Below are 17,270 nucleotides of genomic sequence, written 5' to 3'. Positions count from 1 at the left end.
TTCGGATGCTGGGGCCCCGGGGCGGGGCGACTGCTGCAGCGGGGTGTGCGGGGGCTCAGGACTCGTGCGGCGGGACGTCCACGATCAGTCCCGACAGCTCCTGGGTGAGCGTGATCTGGCAGGCCAGGCGGCTGGTCGCGCGCCGCTCCGACACCGCCAGGTCGAGCAGGTCGTCCTCCATGTCGCCGGGCGGTCCGACGCGTTCGGCGAACTCCTCGCGGACCCACACGTGGCAGGTGGCGCAGGACTGGTTGCCGCCGCACTCGGCGACGATGCCCGGGACGCCGTTGCGGACGGCGGCGGACATCAGGGAGTCGCCCGGCTGGGCGTCGACGATGTGCTGGGGCCCGTCGGAGGTGGCGAAGATGACCTTCGGCAAGGTCCCTCCCTCTTCTCGAAGTTGACCGTTCCCGTACCGGCAGGGCACGGGCCGACACGCACTGCCCTGCCTTATGGTCTGTCCATTAGACCAGATGCTTGAACGCGGAAACAAGAGACGGAAGAGGACCCGCCATGCCCCGCCCCCGGACCCGGACCCGAACCCTCCCCCTGACCCTGGTGCTGCTGCGCCACGGCGAGAGCCACGGAAACGCCCGCGGCACCTTCACCGGCTGGATCGACACGCCCCTCACCGCGCGCGGCGAGCAACAGGCCCGCGAGGCCGGTCACTTGCTGCTCGGCCACGGGATCCGCCCCACCCGGGCGCACAGCTCGAACCTCGTCCGCGCCGTTCACACCTGCACCCTCGCCCTGGCCGCCGCGCACTGCCCGGACGTCACACCCGGCCACACCTGGCGCCTCAACGAGCGCCACTACGGGGCTCTTCAGGGCCTGGAGCGCAGCGCCGTGCGCGCCCGGTACGGAGCGGAGGCCTACCGGCGCTGGCGCCGCTCCATGGACGCCGCACCGCCCCCGCTGTCCGCTCACGAGGCGGCCGGCTACGCGGGAGACCCGCGCTACGGCGACCTCGACGCCGCGCGGCTGCCGCGCAGCGAGTCGCTCGCGGACGTGCGCGCCCGGCTGCTGCCGTACCTGGACGGGGTGGTGGCGCCGGAGCTGCGGGCCGGCCACACCGTGCTCGTCACCGCGCACAGCAACTCGCTGCGCGCCCTGGTCTCCCACCTGGACGGACTGACCCCGGAGGAGACGGCGGAACGTAATATTCCGACCGGCATGCCGCTCTGCTACGAACTGGACGCGCAGCTGCGGCCGCTGCTGCGCGGCGGCCGCTACCTGGACCCGGAGGCCGCCCGCTCGGCCGCCAAATCCGTGGCCGAGCAGGGCTTTTAACGCCGTATATCCGGAGCCCGCAGATCCGTTGACGGGTCAGCTTGATGGACTTATGGTTCTACCAATCCCAGCCTTCGTACGCCCCGGTCAGTGGCGGCACCAATCAGGAAGGGTCCCGATGTCCAAGGACGCCATCGTCGACGACACGTTCGCAGCGAAGTTCGCAACCGAGAAGGACTCCCCGTACACCCGCTGGGTCGCAGACGAAGGTCTCGACATCATCGCCGCGCACTACATCCCGGATCTGCGCACCGTGGAGCTCAAGCCCTGGGAGCGCCGCGGCGGGCGCGGGGTCTTCATCAACCACGAGGCCACCCGCACCTCCAACGACTGCTACGTGTGCGAGATCCCGGCCGGCGGCGCGCTGGCCCCGCAGCGCCAGCTGTTCGAGGAGCAGATCCTGGTCCTCGACGGCCAGGGCTCGACCCGGGTGTGGAACGACAAGGGCGACGCGGTCACCTTCGAGTGGCAGACCGGCTCGATCTTCGCCATCCCGCTCAACGCGCACCACCAGCACTTCAACGGCTCCGGCCGGAAGGCCGCGCGCTTCGTGTCCTCCACGAACATGCCGCCGGTCATCAACCTCTACGGCGACCCGGAGTTCGTCTTCGACACCCCGCGCGACTTCCCGGAGCGCTTCGACGGCGAGCCCGACTACTTCTCCCCCAAGGGCGAGCAGCGCGGCCTGCTCCTCGACACCAACTTCGTGGCGGACTCGGTGAGCCTGCCGCTGGTGGAGGCCAAGGAGCGAGGCGCCGGCGGCGGCCACATCCGCTTCACCATGGCCAAGGGCTCGATGAACAGCCACATCTCGCAGTTCCCCACGGCCACGTACAAGAAGGGGCACCGGCACGGCCCGGGCGCCCACGTCATCATCCTGTCCGGCGAGGGCTACAGCCTGATGTGGCCGGAGGGCGAGGAGCCGCGCCGCTACGAGTGGGGCCCCGGCTCGCTCATCGTGCCGCCGAACATGTGGTTCCACCAGCACTTCAACACCAGCACCGAGCCGAGCCGCTATCTCGCCTTCAAGCACGAGGTCGTCTCCGTGCGCAACGCCCAGGGCGTGCCGAAGGCGTGGATCAGCCGGCGCATCGGCGGCGACCAGATCGACTACGCCGACGAGTCCCCCTTCGTGCGCGACACCTTCCGCGAGGCCCTCGCCAAGCACGCCATGACCCCGCGGATGGACGCCATCTACGCGTCGGAGCTGGAGACCCTGCCGCCGCTGCCCGGCGCCGAAGGCTGAGCACGGACGTGGTGCACACCCACACCCACGCCCACGCCCACGCCGACCCTCCCCCGCGCACCGTCCACGCCGCGCACGTGCCCGCGCACACCCACGACCACGACGACGAGCCGCTCGGCCCGATCGAGGACAACCCGATCTGGCAGCAGGACAACGTCACCCTGCACAGCGTGGGCATCGACATCGGCTCCTCCGGCACCCAGGTGCTGTTCTCCCGGCTCCGGCTGCGGCGCATCGGCGAGGAGCTGACCAGCCGCTATCACGTCGTCTCCCGGGAGACGCGCTATCTGTCGCCGGTCGCCCTGACCCCGTACACGAGCGGCGAGCACATCGACGCCGTCCGGCTCGGCGAGATCGTCGACGAGGCGTACGGGAAGGCAGGGGTCACCCCGGACGCGATCGACACCGGGGTCGTCATCCTCACCGGTGAGGCGCTGCGGCGGCACAACGCGGAGGCGATCGCCGGCGTCCTGGCCGAGCGCGGCGGCCGGCTCGTGACCGCCACCGCGGGCCACCACATGGAGGCCCAGCTGGCGGCCTACGGCTCCGGCGCCGCCCGCCGCTCCTACGAGCGGCGGCAACGGCTCCTGGTCGTGGACATCGGCGGCGGCACCACCAAGCTCGCCGTGGTCGAGGGCGGACGGGTGCTCTCGACCGCGGCGGTCCACATCGGCGGCCGGCTCCAGGTGACGGACGAGGACGGGCGGATCGTCCGTCTGGAGCCGGCCGGGCGGCACCACGCGGCACGGGCCGGTCTCGACTGGCGGCTCGGCGACCCGGCCCGCCCCGCGGAGCTCGACCGGGTCGCCGAGGCGATGGCGGGGGCCCTGGTCGACGTACTGCGCGGTGCGCCCGGTTGCGAGGACGGTCTGTATCTCACGCGGCGGCTCGGGGATCCCGGCCCGCTGGACGGGGTGCTGTTCTCCGGCGGCGTGGCCGAGTACGTCTACGGGCGCGAGCAGCGCGACTTCGGCGACCTGGGCCGGCGGCTCGGGCACGCGGTGCGCCGGCGGCTCGACGCCGGGGAGCTCCCCTGGCCGCTGCTGCCGGCGGGTGAGTGCATCCGGGCCACCGCGCTCGGCGCCTCCGAGTACAGCGTCCAGCTGAGCGGCAACACCGGCTGTGTCAGCGACCCGGACGCGCTGCTGCCGCGGCGCGATCTGCCGGTGGTGCGTCCGCACTGTCCGCTGGGCGACACGGTCGACGCCCGGGCCGTGGCCGACGCGGTCCGGCAGGCCCTCGACGAACGCGGGGCCGAGGGTGATGTCGCCCTGGCCGTGGAGTGGAGCGGGCTGCCCGAGTACGGCAGGCTGCTCGCCCTCGCCACCGGCATCCGCGACGGTCTGGCCGCGCGGATCGCGGCCGGCCGGCCGGTGTACGTCGTCCTCGACGGCGATGTGGCCATGACGCTCGGCCGGCTGCTGCGCGAGGAGCTGGGCGTCACGTCCGAGGTGCTCGTCGTGGACGGGCTGAGCCTGCACGACTTCGACCACATCGACCTCGGGCGGGTGCGGCACCCCTCGCGCACCGTGCCGGTGACCATCAAGTCCCTGGTGTTCGGCACGGACGGCGCCGCCGACACCGCCGACACCGCCGACACCGCCGGCACCGCCGGCACCGATAAAGGTCCGGTAACACTTCCCACTTATGGTTAGACCATAAGGCCAATTCTCCGGTTTCATACGCAGTCGACGGCCCCGGCGACGGGGCCGGCGTTCCCTCGCAGTGCACGACGATCCATTGGCAATGACGCCCCAAGGAGCGTGCGATGCATCACCGAACCCTCCCGGCCGCACTCCTGGCCTCCGGCCTCCTGCTGGCCGCCTGCGGCACCCCCGTCACCTCCGGCACCGCCGCGGACTCCGCCTCGTCCGAGGAGTCCGCCGCCTACGCCCCGTACGACGGCCTCACCGGCTCGGACCGGACCGGGAAACTCCTCGCCGCGGCCAAGAAGGAGGGTGGGGTCCTCGACCTCTACACCTCCAACACCGACATCCAGGAACTGGTCGACGGCTTCGAGAAGGCCTACCCGGGCATCAAGGTCCGCGCCTTCCGCGCCAACTCCGAGACCGTCCTGCAGCGCATCCTGCAGGAGCACGGCGCCCGCCGGACGAACAACGACGTCGTCGACACCAACGACATCGAGCTGCGCGCCCTCCAGGACCAGCACGTCCTGTACGAGTACCGGGGCCCCGCCCTCCAGGGCCTCAAGCCCGAGGCGACCAAGCCCGACGGCTGGACCGCCGAGCGTTTCAACGCCTTCGTCGTCGGCTGGAACACCGAAGTGGTCCCGGCCGGCCAGGAGCCGAAGGCCTTCGCCGACCTCGCCGACCCCAAGTGGAAGGGCAAGGTGTCGGTCGAGATCGGCGACTGGGACTGGTACATGGCCATGTCCACGTACCTCACCGACAAGAAGGGCTGGTCCCAGCAGAAGGTCGACGACGTCTTCCGCGGGATCGCCGGGAACGCCCGGCTCACCAAGGGCCACACCGTCCAGGGCGAGATGCTGAGCGCCGGCCAGTTCGGCATCGCCGCCTCCGTCTACAGCCACACCCTGGACAAGGCGGTGGCGAAGGGAGCCCCGGTCGCCTGGCGGCCCTCGGTCGAACCGGTGATCCTGCGGCCCAACGGCCTGGCCCTGATGAAGGAGCCGAAGCACCCCGCCACCGCCCTGCTGTGGACGGACTGGGTGCTCACCGCGGGCCAGCGGATCATCGCCGACTCCCAACGGATCCCCGCGGCCAAGGACGTCCCCGGCTACCAGGATCCGATCCCGCCCGGCACCGAGGTCTACAGCCTCGACAAGTCCGAGGCCTCCGACAACCAGAAGTGGAACTCCGCCTACGACGCCCTGCTCCGCGGCGTCCCCACGTCCGACTGAAGCGCAGAGCCTCACACCCCGGGAGCCCCCGATGAAGAGCCGTTCAGCAGTAACCGCCGCGTGCACCGTCCTGGCGGCCTCGACCCTGCTCACCGCCTGCGGAGGTGTCACCCCCCAGGCGGCCGGCAGTGCGGCGTCCACCGAGACGTACGACAGGATCGCCTCGGCCGCCCCCGACCGGCAGCGCGCCGAGGCCGAGAAGGCGGCGAAGTCCGAGGGCGGCACCCTGTCCCTCTACACCTCGATGACGGCCGACATCGTCGGCCCCATCACCAAGGCGTTCCAGAAGGACACCGGCGTCAAGGTCGAGGTCTTCCGCGGCAACTCCGAGACGGTCCTGCAGCGCATCTCCCAGGAGTCGCAGGCCCGCCGGGCCGGCGCCGACGTCGTGGAGACCAACTTCGCCGAGATGGACGCCCTGTCCAAGGAGGGCATCCTCGCGAAGTTCGACGGCGCCTCGCGCGACAGGCTGAACGAGACCGGCCGGTTCCCGGACTGGAGCGCCACCCGGCTCAACATCTTCCACCCCGCGTGGAACACCGATCTGATCAAGCCCGGCCAGGAGCCGAAGAGTTGGGAGGACCTGGCCAAGCCCGAGTACAAGGGCAAGATCACCCTGGAGATCAGCGACTCCGACTGGTACGCCAACGTCACCACGTACTGGCTCCAACACGGCAAGTCGCAGGCCGAGGTCGACGAGCTGTGGAAGAAGATCGCGGCCAACTCCAAGGCCGCCAAGGGCCACACCACGATGATGCAGTTCCTCACCGCCGGGCAGACCGCCATGGAGGCGATGAACTACACGTACATCACCGAGCGCGCCAAGGAACAGGGCGCCCCCGTCGCCTACCGCGACGCGAGCGGCAGGTCCACCGTTCCGGCCTTCCCGCGGCCCAACGGCGTCGGCCTGATCAAGGGCGCCGCGCACCCCGGCGCCGCCTGGCTGTTCTACGACTGGATGCTCAACGAGGGCCAGCAGGTGATCGTCGACCTGCATCTGTCCCCCTCCACCAAGGTCCCCGGCGACAAGAGCCTGGACGGCCTCACCCTGGCCCCCTTCGCCATCGACGCGCTCACCGACAAGAAGGCCGACTGGGACGCGAAGTACGACGCGCTGCTGCGCGGCGCCGACAACATGGAGAAGTAGCACTGTGGCTGTGACCTCTGCCCCCACCGAACGCGCCGCCCCGCCGCCGGGCGCACCCGCCCCGGGCCGGCGCCCCTCCCGGATCCCCGCGCTGCTGCGCGGCAGGCTGTCCCCGCAGACCCTGATGGTCGGCGCGGCGATCGTCATCGTCGGATACATCGCCGTCGTGCCGCTCGGCTATCTGCTGCACGACACCTTCATCGACTCCGACGGGGTCGGCATCTCCTTCGACGCCTTCGCCCGCGCCTACGGCGGCAACGCGCAGGCCGGCACCATGCTGGGCAACTCCCTGGTGTTCGCCTTCGGTTCGGCCCTGCTCTCGCTGGTCGTCGGAACCGCCCTCGCGTACGTCCTGGTGCGCACCGACACCCCGTTCAAGGGACTGTTCTTCGCCGCCTCGATGGTGCCGCTGATCGTGCCCGGCATCCTCTACGCGACGTCGTGGATCTTCCTCGGCGACCCGGACAGCGGGCTGATCAACTCCCTTTTCTTCAAGCCGCTGTTCGGCTCCTCGCCCATCGACGTGTACAGCGTCCCGGGCATGATCTGGGTCCAGGGACTGCACCACGCCCCGGTCGCCTTCCTGCTCATGGTCTCCGCGTTCCGCGCCATGGACCCCTCCCTGGAGGAGTCGGCGGCCATGTCCGGAGCGGGCACCTGGACCGTGCTGCGCCGCATCACCGTGCCGCTGCTCCGCCCGGCGACCATCTCCGTGGCCCTGCTGATGTTCGTGCAGTCCCTGGAGAGCTTCGAGGTGCCGGCCCTGCTCGGGCTGCAGAACGGCACCTACGTCTTCACCAGCCGCATCTACTTCGTGCTGCGCGCCTACCCCATCGACTACGGCGCCGCCGGCGCGTACGCCACCGGGCTGCTGCTGATCGCCGCCGTCGGCGTGCTGTTCACCCAGTGGCTGCAGCGCTCCTCGCGCAACTACCAGACGGTCACCGGCAAGGCCTTCCGGCCGCGCCCGGTCGACCTGGGCCGGGCCAAGCCGTGGGTCGGCGCCGGCGTGCTGCTGTACTTCGGCATCACGGTCGTGCTGCCGGTGGCCGTGCTGTTCTACGCCTCGCTCCTGAAGTTCTACACGGCGCCCAGCAGCAAGACGTGGTCGAGCATGTCCTTCGACAACTACGCCCGGGTGTTCGAGATGCCACAGGCCCTCAACGCCCTGAAGAACTCGGTGATCGTGGGCGTGGGCGCGGCCACCGCCGTCATGCTCCTCACCTCGGTGGTCTCCTGGGTCGTGCTGCGCACCAAGGCCAGGGGACGCCAGATCCTCGACGTGCTCGCCTTCACCCCGATCGTCATCCCCGGCCTGGTGCTCGGCCTCGCACTGTCCTTCGTCTATCTGCGGATGCCGCTGCCCATCTACGGCACGCTGCTGATCCTGCTCATCTCCTACTGCACCCGCTATCTGCCGTACGGAATGCGCTACAGCACCTCGGCGATGTCCCAGATGTCGCCCGAACTGGAGGAGTCGGCCCATGTGTCGGGGGCGTCCTGGTTCCAGACCTTCCGGCGGGTGCTGCTGCCCCTGATGAGCAGCGGTGTCCTCGCCGGCTGGGTCTACATCCTGGTCGTGTCCTTCCGCGAGCTGTCCTCCACGATCCTGCTCTACAGCCCCGGGACCGAGGTCATGTCGGTGCTCATGTGGGAGCAGTTCGAGAACGGTCAGTTCACCACCCTCGCCGCGCTCGGCGTGCTGATGGTGCTGCTGCTCTGCGTCCTCGTCGCCGGCGCCTACCGCGTCGGAGCCCGCTTCGGCCTGCAGGACGACTGACCCCGCCCCGGATCCAGAGGAAGAACCCCATGCTGACCGTATCGTCCCTCAAGAAGAGCTACGAGTCGCCCGCCAAGCGCAAGAAGCGCACGGGCGGCGACGACACCCGCGCCTACGCCGTGGGCGGTATCGACTTCGAGATCCAGGAAGGCGAGCTGTTCACCCTGCTCGGCCCCTCGGGCTGCGGCAAGACCACCACGCTGCGCTCCATCGCGGGTCTGGAGAAGCCGACCACCGGATCCATCACCCTCGGCGAGCGGGTGCTGTTCGACGACAAGAAGGGCATCAACCTGCGCGCCAACATGCGCGGGTTCGGCATGGTCTTCCAGTCGTACGCCATCTGGCCGCACATGACCGTGTTCAAGAACGTCTCCTTCCCGCTGGAGGTCCTTCCCCGGGCTCAGCGGCCCGACCGCGCGGAGATAGAGCGGCGGGTGGCGGAGGTGCTCGACGTCATCGAGCTGGGCGCCTACTCCTCCCGGCCGGCCACCAAGCTCTCCGGCGGCCAGCAGCAGCGGCTCGCCCTGGGGCGCGCGCTCGTCACCCGTCCCGAGCTGATGCTGCTCGACGAGCCGCTGTCCAACCTGGACGCCAAGCTGCGCGAGTCCATGCGCTTCGAACTCAAGCGGCTGCAGCGCGAGTTGAACCTGACGGCGATCTATGTGACGCACGATCAGGCCGAGGCCCTGGTGATGTCCAACCGGATTGCGGTGATGAACCAGGGCCGTATCGAGCAGATCGGCAAGCCCCGGGAGATCTACACCAAGCCGGCCACCCGCTTCGTCGCCGAGTTCATCGGCACCTCCAACTTCCTCGATGCCAAGGTCGTCGCGGTGCGCGGCGACGAGGTGGAGGTCGAGACCGCCCAGGGCCGGCTGACCGCCCGCGGGGTGGAGCGGGTGCCCGCGGTGGGCTCGGCGGTGCTGCTGTCCATCCGCCCCGAGTCCGTGGACCTGACCCGCGAGCCGCGCGGCGGTGTGCCCAACGAGTGGAGCGGCACCGTGGCCACCCGGGCGTTCCTCGGCGACACGGTGGACCACATCATCGACGTCGGCGGCGGCGTGGAGATCCGCAACCGCTCCAACCCGAACCTCTCCGTCCCGCCGGGCGAGAGCGTCCACTTCACCGTCGCCCCCGACAAGGTCATCGTCGTCCCCGCCGACTGAGCCGCCCCGCACCCGACTCCACGACAAGGAAGGGAGGCACGTGCGCATACCCGAGGTGCTGCGCAACCGGGACTTCGATCTCTACTGGGGCGGAGTCGTCCTCTCCCAGATCGGGACCCGGGGCGCCACGGCCGCCAGCCTCTACCAGGTGTACGAGCTCACGGGGTCCACCGTTCAGGTGGGCCTGGTGGGCCTCGCCCAGGCCGTGGCACTCGTCGTCCTGTCCCCGCTGGGCGGCGTGTACGCGGACCGGCTCGACCGGCGGCGGCTGCTCCAGGCCTCGCAGGCACTGGCGCTGCTCGTGTCGGCCGCCCTCGCGGCCGTCACCCTGACCGGGCGGGCCACGGTCTGGGCGGTGGTGCTGTCCTCGCTGCTCACCACCGCGGCGGCCACCTTCGACCAGCCGGCCCGCCAGGCGCTCATCCCCGCGATGGTGCCGCGCGCGCAGCTGGTCGACGCGTTCGCCCTGCTCAACCCCTCGCGCGAGCTGGCCGTGCTGCTCGGCCCGGCGCTCGCGGGGCTGCTCATCGCGATCGGCGGCCCGGGCCTCGTGTACGCCTTCGACACGGTGACGTACGCCGCGCTGGTCCTGGTGCTTGCCCTGCTGCGCACCCCCGGGCCCAAGCCGGACGGGCCGCGGGCGCCGGTGTGGCAGAGCATGCGCGAGGGCATGGCGTACGTGGCCCGGCGCCCCGTGATCCGGCAGCTGATCGGTCTCGACCTGGCCGCCACCGTGTTCGGCGCCTACCGGGTGCTGCTGCCCGCGCTCGCCGCCGACGTCTGGCACACCGGGGCCACCGGGTACGGACTGATGTCGGCGGCCCCCTCGGCCGGCGCCCTGATCGGCTCGGCCTGGGTGTTCCGCCTGGTCCGCACCGCCCGCTCGGGCCATGTCGTGCTGTACGGCACGGTCGCGTACGGCCTGGCCGTGGTGGGCCTGGCCCTGGCGCCCTCCCTCTGGCCCGCCCTGGTGATGGCCGTGGCGCTCGGGGCCGCCGACGCCGTCGCCACCACGGTGCGGCACGCGGCCGTCCAGCTGGAGACCCCCGACGAACTCCGCGGCCGGGTCTCCGCCACGTACCAGATCGCCTCGCGGGGCGGGCCCGCCGTCGGCGACTCCCTGATGGGTGTGGCCGCGGGGGCGCTCGGACCGGTCGCCGCGCTCGCCGCGGGCGGCCTGGTGCCCGCGCTCGCCGCCGGGGCGAGCGCCCTGCGCAGCCGCACGATCCGCGAGTACCGCGTTCCGCGGCCGAGCTCCGCCGCGTAACCCCTCGTCTCTCTCACCCGCCGTCTCTCTCACCCGCCGTCTTCCCGAACGCACCCCTGCCGGAGGATCGATGAGTACGCACACCACCACCGAAACCACCCACTACCACGTCCAGAAGCGCCGCCGCGCGCAGTTCCTGGAGAACTGGCGGGACAACCACCGCACCGTGGTCGGACTCGCCGACGCGACGATGCACGAGACCGCCCGCGGCAGCAGGGTCGGCGTCTACGTCGGCGCCGACGGCGACCGGCCCACCCGCACCATGGACGCCCTCGCCCATGAGATCGACCCCGGAGTGACCACCACGGTGCACCGCCACTCCTGGGACGCCATGGTCTTCGTCGTGGCCGGCCACGGCTGGACCGAGATCGACGGCGAGCGCGTCGACTTCGGCCCCGGAGACTCCCTCCACCTGCCGTCCTGGGCCTGGCACCGCAGCGGCAACGACGGTGACACCACCGTGCGTTGTCTGACCTTCTCCAGCCAGCCGATGCTGGAGACCCTGGGCATGGCGGTGCTCGAGGACGCCGGACACACCCCGTTCGCGGAGCTCGCGCCCCGGCCGCCGTACTCCCCCGGCATCGACGGCGCCGACCCGTACGCCAACCGGCTGCGCCGCCTGGCCAGGGAGCAGGAGCGGCGGCGCTCCGGCCGGCTGCACACCGACTGGGACGAGCTGGAGCTGCGCAACACCCCGCGCGGCACCCGCACCACCTTCCTGCTCGACCGGGCGATCGGCTACCAGGCCTCCGGCATCACCATGGCGATGTTCGAGATCGGCCCGGGCCGGCAGCAGTCGATGCACCGCCACCCCGGCGAGGCCTGGCTGTACGTGGTCGAGGGCTCCGGCGAGAGCTATCTGGGCACCGAGCCGGAGGGCGGCAAGCGCTATCCGTGGAAGAAGGGCGACCTCATCGTCGTCGACCACTTCCTGTGGCACCAGCACATCAACACCGACCCGGAGCGCACGGCGAAGGTGGTGCGGATCCATATGTTCGACAGCCTCCTGGAGACCATGCGGGTGCTGTGCGACCCACTGGTCCTGTTCGAGGAGCCGCCGACCCACATCCGCGACGCCCAGGCCGGCGACCCCTCCACCATCGAGTGGCCGGAGAACGACCGGCCGACCTGGCCGTGAGGCCATAGGGAACACCGGAAGGAGAGAGGCTCCGCATGAGCTCCCTGCCGCACGGCGTCGCCGGAGTGCACGCCCTGCCCAGCGACCACCACGACGGTCCGTGGGACGCGGTGATCGTCGACCCTCGGGTCAAGGAGCGGCTGCTCGCGACCGCCGTCCTCGTGCTCCGGCACGGGCGGCGGCTCGCCGGCTCCGCCGTCGCCCCGCACGGCCTGATCGTGCTCGCCGGGCCGCCGGGCACCGGGAAGACGACCCTTGCCCAGGGCCTGGCCCAGGCGGCCGCCCGGGCCCTGGCCCCGCACGGGGCCACGACGCTCGTCGAGGTCGATCCGCACGCGTTTCCCAGCGAGCTGCTCGGCGAGAGCCAGCGTGCGGTGAGCCGGCTGTTCCGCGAGGACCTGCCGGAACTGGCCGCCCGCAGGCCGCACACCGTGGTCCTGGTCGACGAGGTGGAGGCGCTGGCCGTCCGGCGGCAGAGCGCGTCCTTCGACACCAATCCGGTCGATGTGCACCGGGCCACCGACGCGGTGCTCAGCGGTCTCGACGCGCTGCGCGCCCAGCGGCCCGGCACCTTGCTGGTGGTGACGACGAACTTCGCCGACGCCGTCGACGAGGCCTTTCTGTCCCGCGCCGACCTGGTGATCCGCACCGAGCTGCCCTCGGCCGAGGTCACGCCGCTGATCGTGGCCGACTCGCTGCGCGAACTGGCCGCCCAGTGGTCGGAGTTGACCCCGCTCGCCGAGAACGTCGCCGTGCACGAGAAGGTCGGCCGGCTGCTCGACGGCGTGGACGGCCGGCGCATCCGCAAGACCGTGCACGGGGCGCTCGCGCTCCGTCTCGCCACCGCCGCCGACCCGGCCCTCCTGACGGCCGAGGACCTGGTGGAGGCCGCCGAGGAGACGGCCGCCGAAGCCGTTCGCCGCGCCTGAGCCCGTACCGCCCGTGCGAAGGGCCCCGCATCCCTCACGATGCGGGGCCCTTCGCGTTGCCGTGCTCCTGATCAGCCCTGGTACTCGGGGGCGTTCTCGACGTAGTGCACGGTGTCGTAACCCAGGTGCTTGAAGACCCGGTTCTGGGCGGAGAACACCCTGAGCGGGGTGCCGTCCGCCGCGAACAGCTGGCAGATGTGGTTCTGCGGCACGTAGAGCGTGTCGCCCTCGGTGATCTCGAAGCGCTTGGGCTCCTTGGCGACGCGCGCGTAGTACTTCTCCGCGATCTCCGCCTCGACCTCCCACTGCAGCGCGTAGCCGCCGCCCTCGAGGACGTAGAAGACCTCGTCGGCCATCTTCCAGTACTTGCCCGAGCGGCTGCCGGCGGCGATGTCCAGCTCGTACGCGTCGACGGAGAAGATGCGCCCGTCGGTCATCTCGGGCGAGGCCATCACCCGGGTACGACCCAGCGGGGTCACCTCCCAGGCGGTGTCCTTCGGGCTGATGACCTTCTTGCGGTCGAGCACGCCCGGCGTCCAGATCCGCGACCAGTCCTCGCGCTCGCCGAACTCCTCGGGGCGGTCGATCGGACCCGAACGGCCCTGCTGGATCAGGCCCATGAACATCCAGGTGCTCTTGGCCTTCACCACGAGCGCCTTGGCCTTCTCGTCGTACGGGTTGAAGTGCCGGTGCACCGAGTCCGTGTGGACGAAGACGAGGTCGTCCTTGGCCCAGTCGTAGCGCCGGTCGTCGTGGATCTCGTAGCCGCGGCCCTCGAGGATGTAGAAAGCGGCCTCGTTCTGGTGTCCGTGGCCGTGGTTGCTCGACTGGCCGGGCAGCTCCACGAAGTGGACCTGGATGGTCTGGGTGAGGAACTCCTCGTCGCCCGGACCCACCCGCCACCAGGTGCGCGACTTCGCGCTGTCCCCGGAGTGCGCGACCTTCGCGTCGTCGACGACGACGGAGTCGTCCCGGACCCGCTCCACAGCCAGTTGCTGCTCACGGAAGTGGTTGAGGCCGTACGTCTCCGAGGTCAGACCGCGAACGAAGACGCGTCCCTTCTTTGCCATGGATCCTCCTGTAGGACAGTCATCCATCGGACTAACCATAAGACCCATAGCCCGTCACGCCAATCCCCCGCGCAATTCCCCGGGGCGATGTTGACCACCCCGGACCGAAGACCTAACGTCAGACCATTGATCCTTCAGGGGAGGGGAGCTCATGCGGTATGCGCGGGAGCGTCAACTGGTCTCGGACGCCTGCCGCGTGCTGGCCGCCCGGGGCCTGGCCGACGGCATCCTCGGCCACATCAGCCTGCGGATGGACGACACCACGCTGCTCGTACGGTGCCGGGGCCCGCGGGAGCGCGGGCTGCACCGCACCACGCCCGCCGACATCCGCCTGGTCGACCTGGACGGGCGGGCGGCGGCCCCCGGCGAGCTCGACGACTGGTCAGTGCCGAACGAACTCCCCCTGCACACCGAGGTGTTGCGGGCCCGCCCGGACGTACGGGCCGTGGTGCACGCCCATCCGCCGGCGGTGGTCGCCGCCGACCTGGCCGGGCTCGCCCTGCGCCCGATCGTCGGGGCCTTCGACATCCCCGGCGCCCGGCTCGCCGCCGGCGGCGTGCCGGTCCACCCGCGCGGAGTGCTGATACGGGACCGGCGCCTCGCCCGGGAGATGGTGGGCGCCCTGGGCGAGCGCCCCGCCGTGCTGCTGCGCGGGCACGGGCTCACCAGCACCGGCGGCTCCGTCCCCGAGGCCGTCCTGCGCGCCGTCTCCCTGGACACGCTCGCCCGGCTCTCCCTGGACATCGCCCAGGCCGGCGGCACCCTGCGGGAGCTGCCCGAGGAGGATCTGGCCGAACTCCCTGACCTGGGCGGCGCGTTCCACCACGACACCGCCTGGCGCCACGAGCTCAGCCGGCTCGGCCGCACCGCCGGGGAGGGCGCGTGCTGACCGAGCGGCGGCCAGTGCGGCGCCGCCTCCGACTCCCCCGGCTCCCCCGACGCCCTCGGCTTCCCCGGCGCGACACCGTCGCCTCCGCCGGGGGCGCCGTCGTCTTCTCGTGCGCGCTCGGCCTGTCCTCCGTCGCGCTGCCCCTGCTCGCCCTCGACGCCGGCTACGGCAGCGTCGGGGTCGGTGTCCTGACCGCCGTCTCGGCGGTGTCGCAGATGGCCACCCGGCTCGGGCTCGGCGTCGTGATGCGGGTGCTGCCCGACTGGACCCTGGTGGCCATGGCGGGCGCCGTGCTCGCCGTGTCGAACCTCGTCGTGGCGGTCTCGGCGGCGCTCGTGCCGTTCGTGGCGGCGCAACTGCTCCAGGGAGTGGCGCGGGCCTGCTTCTGGACGGGCAGTCAGACGCATGTCGTGCGCGGCGCCGGCTCGTCCGTCCGCGCCCTGGCGACGGTCAACTTCACGTCCGGCGCCGGTCTGCTGGTCGGGCCGGTGCTCGCGGGTCTGCTGTCGGAGCGCAGTCCGTCGTACGCGCTGGCCGTCTGCACCGCGATCGCCGCCGGCGCCGTCGTACCGGCCCTGTTCCTGGACCGGCTGCCGCCGTTCCGGCGGCCGGACGGCCGGGCCCCGGGCCGGATGTGGCGCCGGCCCGGGGTGTCCGCCGGGTGCTGGGCGGGGGTGAGCGCGGGCGCGTGGCGCGGACTGCTCGGCTCCTACATCCCGGTGATGCTGGTGCGGGCCGGGAACGGCGCGGCCGTCGTCGGCGCCCTGGTCGCGGTCGCCAACGCCTCCTCGCTCGCCGGGTCGGCGGTCATCGGCCGGACCGGCCGCGCGGCCCTCGCGCGGGCCTTCGCCCTCGGCACGCTCGCCACCGGGGGCGCGCTCGCGCTGCTCGGCCCGCTCGGCGGATCTCCGGTGGCCGCCGCCCTCGCGCTCGGCGTCTCGGGCGTCGGAGCCGGAGCCCTGCAGACCCTCGGCCCGGCCATCGCGAGCGACGCGGTCCACCCCGAGGAGCGGGGCGAGGCGATCGCCACGGCCGGCACCTTCCGTGCCGCCGCGCTGTTCACGGCGCCGTTCGGCGCCGCCGGGCTCGTCGCCGTCCTGCCGGTCTCGGCGGCGCTGGTGATCGCCGGAGCGGCGATCGCGGTGCCCGCGCTCGCCGCCGGCCGGCTGCGCGCGCATCTGAACGCACCGCCGGCGGAGGGAGCCGGCCGTGCGTGACGGGGCGGCCCGCGCGCTGCGCGCGCTGTCCCACCGCGACTACCGCCTCTTCCTCACCGGCCACTCGGTGAGCGTGATCGGCACCTGGATGCAGCGGGTGGCCCAGGACTGGCTGGTGCTCGACCTCACCGACGACGCGTTCACGGTCGGGCTCGCCGCGGCCCTGCAGTTCCTGCCGATGCTCCTGTTCGGGCTGTGGGGCGGCGTGCTCGTCGACCGGTGGGACCGCCGCCGGGTGCTGCTCGCCACCCAGGCGGCGAGCGGGGTGCTCGCCGCGGCGCTGGCCGTCGTGGTGCTCGCCGGGGCCGCCGAGCTCTGGACGGTGTACGCGCTGGCGCTCGCGCTCGGTTTCGTCACCGTCCTCGACAACCCGGCCCGCCAGGCCTTCGTCGCCGAACTCACGGCCCCGGCGGACTACGTCAACGCGCAGGCGCTCGCCTCCACCGTGCACAACCTCGGCCGGCTCGTCGGTCCCGCGGTCGCCGGCGGTCTCATCGCGGCCGTCGGACCCGGCTACGCGTTCGCGCTCAACGCCGTCTCCTTCGTACCGGTGCTGTGGGGACTGCTCCTCATCGACCCGCGGGCGACCCGGCGCCGGCTCGACGCCGCACCGGCCGGCGGCGGCGGGGTCCGCGAGGGCCTGCGCTATGTGTTCGGCCACCCCGAACTGCGCGCCTGCCTGCTGCTCATCGGCGTGGTCGCGCTGCTCGGGCAGAACTTCCGCGCGGTGCTCCCGGTCCTGGCCAGGGACACCTTCGACGGCGGCGCGGCGACCTACGGCTGGCTCACCTCCGCCCTCGGAGTCGGCGCCGTCGCGGGAGCCCTCGGCACGGCGGCGGCCCGCCGCGTCACCATCCGGGCCCTGCTCCTCGCCGCGCTCGGCTTCGGCGCCGCGAACGCGCTGGTGGCCGCGTCCCCCTGGCTGTCGCTCGCCCTCGCCGGGATGGTCGCGGTCGGCGTCGCGAACCTCGCCTTCAACACCCTGGGCAAGAGCCTGCTCCAGCTCGGCACGGACCCGGGCATGCACGGCAGGGTGATGTCCCTGCACGGCCTGGTCGTCCTCGGCAGCACCCCTCTCGGCATGCCGCTCCTCGGCCTCGTCTGCGACCTCTGGGGCGCCCGCGCCGGAATGGCCGTCGCCTCGTCGAGCGCCCTGGCCGCCGCGGCGCTCGTCCTCCCCCGCCTGCGGCACCCGGCCGCCGGACGCCGGGACGACAGGGTGTGAACCGGCCCCCGTCAAGCCCCGGCCC

The 17,270-nt window shown here is 72.0% G+C and carries 15 protein-coding genes; 13 read left to right on the top strand and 2 right to left on the bottom strand.

Features of this window, described 5'->3' with window-relative positions; genetic code table 11:
• Positions 1-55: 55 nt before the first annotated feature.
• Positions 56-379 (bottom strand): 2Fe-2S iron-sulfur cluster-binding protein, encoded by a 324-nt coding sequence (locus JAO84_RS32230; protein ID WP_370416004.1) that lies wholly within the window; start codon positions 377-379, stop codon positions 56-58.
• Positions 380-513: 134 nt separating this feature from the next.
• Here JAO84_RS32230 and JAO84_RS32225 point away from each other — a divergent pair, with 134 nt between their 5' ends.
• The 10 genes from JAO84_RS32225 (at position 514) to JAO84_RS32180 (ending at position 12,844) form a co-directional block, all read left to right on the top strand.
• Positions 514-1,290 carry a 2,3-diphosphoglycerate-dependent phosphoglycerate mutase gene (locus JAO84_RS32225; protein ID WP_370416003.1) on the top strand — a complete coding sequence of 259 codons (777 nt, stop codon included), beginning with the start codon at positions 514-516 and terminating at the stop codon, positions 1,288-1,290.
• Positions 1,291-1,408: 118 nt separating this feature from the next.
• The gene (locus tag JAO84_RS32220) at positions 1,409-2,536 is read left to right on the top strand and encodes an ethanolamine ammonia lyase-activating protein (RefSeq protein ID WP_370416002.1); all 1,128 of its coding nucleotides are present in this window, start codon (positions 1,409-1,411) and stop codon (positions 2,534-2,536) included.
• Between the two features lie 8 nt (positions 2,537-2,544).
• The gene (locus JAO84_RS32215; RefSeq protein WP_370416001.1) at positions 2,545-4,191 is read left to right on the top strand and encodes an ethanolamine ammonia-lyase reactivating factor EutA; all 1,647 of its coding nucleotides are present in this window, start codon (positions 2,545-2,547) and stop codon (positions 4,189-4,191) included.
• A gap of 113 nt (positions 4,192-4,304) precedes the next feature.
• Positions 4,305-5,417, top strand: a complete 1,113-nt coding sequence (locus JAO84_RS32210) for an ABC transporter substrate-binding protein (protein WP_370416000.1) — start codon at positions 4,305-4,307, stop codon at positions 5,415-5,417.
• 31 nt (positions 5,418-5,448) lie between these two features.
• On the top strand, positions 5,449-6,564 hold the full coding sequence (locus tag JAO84_RS32205) for an ABC transporter substrate-binding protein (protein WP_370415999.1): 1,116 nt from the start codon (positions 5,449-5,451) through the stop codon (positions 6,562-6,564).
• Positions 6,565-6,574: 10 nt separating this feature from the next.
• On the top strand, positions 6,575-8,344 hold the full coding sequence (locus JAO84_RS32200; RefSeq protein ID WP_370415998.1) for an ABC transporter permease: 1,770 nt from the start codon (positions 6,575-6,577) through the stop codon (positions 8,342-8,344).
• Positions 8,345-8,373: 29 nt separating this feature from the next.
• Positions 8,374-9,510 carry an ABC transporter ATP-binding protein gene (locus JAO84_RS32195; RefSeq protein ID WP_370415997.1) on the top strand — a complete coding sequence of 379 codons (1,137 nt, stop codon included), beginning with the start codon at positions 8,374-8,376 and terminating at the stop codon, positions 9,508-9,510.
• Positions 9,511-9,550: 40 nt separating this feature from the next.
• Positions 9,551-10,777, top strand: coding sequence for an MFS transporter (locus JAO84_RS32190; RefSeq protein ID WP_370415996.1), 1,227 nt, complete (start codon positions 9,551-9,553; stop codon positions 10,775-10,777).
• A 70-nt stretch (positions 10,778-10,847) separates the two neighbouring features.
• Entirely contained in the window at positions 10,848-11,915 is a 1,068-nt protein-coding gene (locus JAO84_RS32185) for a cupin domain-containing protein (RefSeq protein ID WP_370415995.1), read from the top strand.
• A 35-nt stretch (positions 11,916-11,950) separates the two neighbouring features.
• Positions 11,951-12,844 carry an AAA family ATPase gene (locus tag JAO84_RS32180; RefSeq protein WP_370415994.1) on the top strand — a complete coding sequence of 298 codons (894 nt, stop codon included), beginning with the start codon at positions 11,951-11,953 and terminating at the stop codon, positions 12,842-12,844.
• Positions 12,845-12,915: 71 nt separating this feature from the next.
• Here JAO84_RS32180 and JAO84_RS32175 read toward each other — a convergent pair whose 3' ends face one another.
• On the bottom strand, positions 12,916-13,914 hold the full coding sequence (locus JAO84_RS32175) for a cupin domain-containing protein (protein WP_370415993.1): 999 nt from the start codon (positions 13,912-13,914) through the stop codon (positions 12,916-12,918).
• Positions 13,915-14,065: 151 nt separating this feature from the next.
• On the opposite strand from JAO84_RS32175, the gene JAO84_RS32170 reads away from it, so the two are divergent.
• From JAO84_RS32170 to JAO84_RS32160, 3 genes are read left to right on the top strand one after another with little or no spacing between them, the layout of a single operon-like run.
• The gene (locus JAO84_RS32170) at positions 14,066-14,803 is read left to right on the top strand and encodes a class II aldolase/adducin family protein (protein ID WP_370415992.1); all 738 of its coding nucleotides are present in this window, start codon (positions 14,066-14,068) and stop codon (positions 14,801-14,803) included.
• Entirely contained in the window at positions 14,797-16,020 is a 1,224-nt protein-coding gene (locus tag JAO84_RS32165) for an MFS transporter (RefSeq protein WP_370415991.1), read from the top strand. The genes JAO84_RS32170 and JAO84_RS32165 overlap by 7 nt, the downstream gene beginning before the upstream one ends.
• On the top strand, positions 16,013-17,245 hold the full coding sequence (locus JAO84_RS32160) for an MFS transporter (protein ID WP_370415990.1): 1,233 nt from the start codon (positions 16,013-16,015) through the stop codon (positions 17,243-17,245). Before JAO84_RS32165 ends, JAO84_RS32160 begins: the two co-directional genes overlap by 8 nt.
• Positions 17,246-17,270: the final 25 nt, after the last annotated feature.

The sequence above is a fragment of the Streptomyces fradiae genome (assembly GCF_041270065.1).
Classification (GTDB): domain Bacteria; phylum Actinomycetota; class Actinomycetes; order Streptomycetales; family Streptomycetaceae; genus Streptomyces.
The sequence above is the reverse complement of the archived record's forward strand: the minus strand, read 5'-3'. Positions and strand labels throughout refer to the sequence as shown.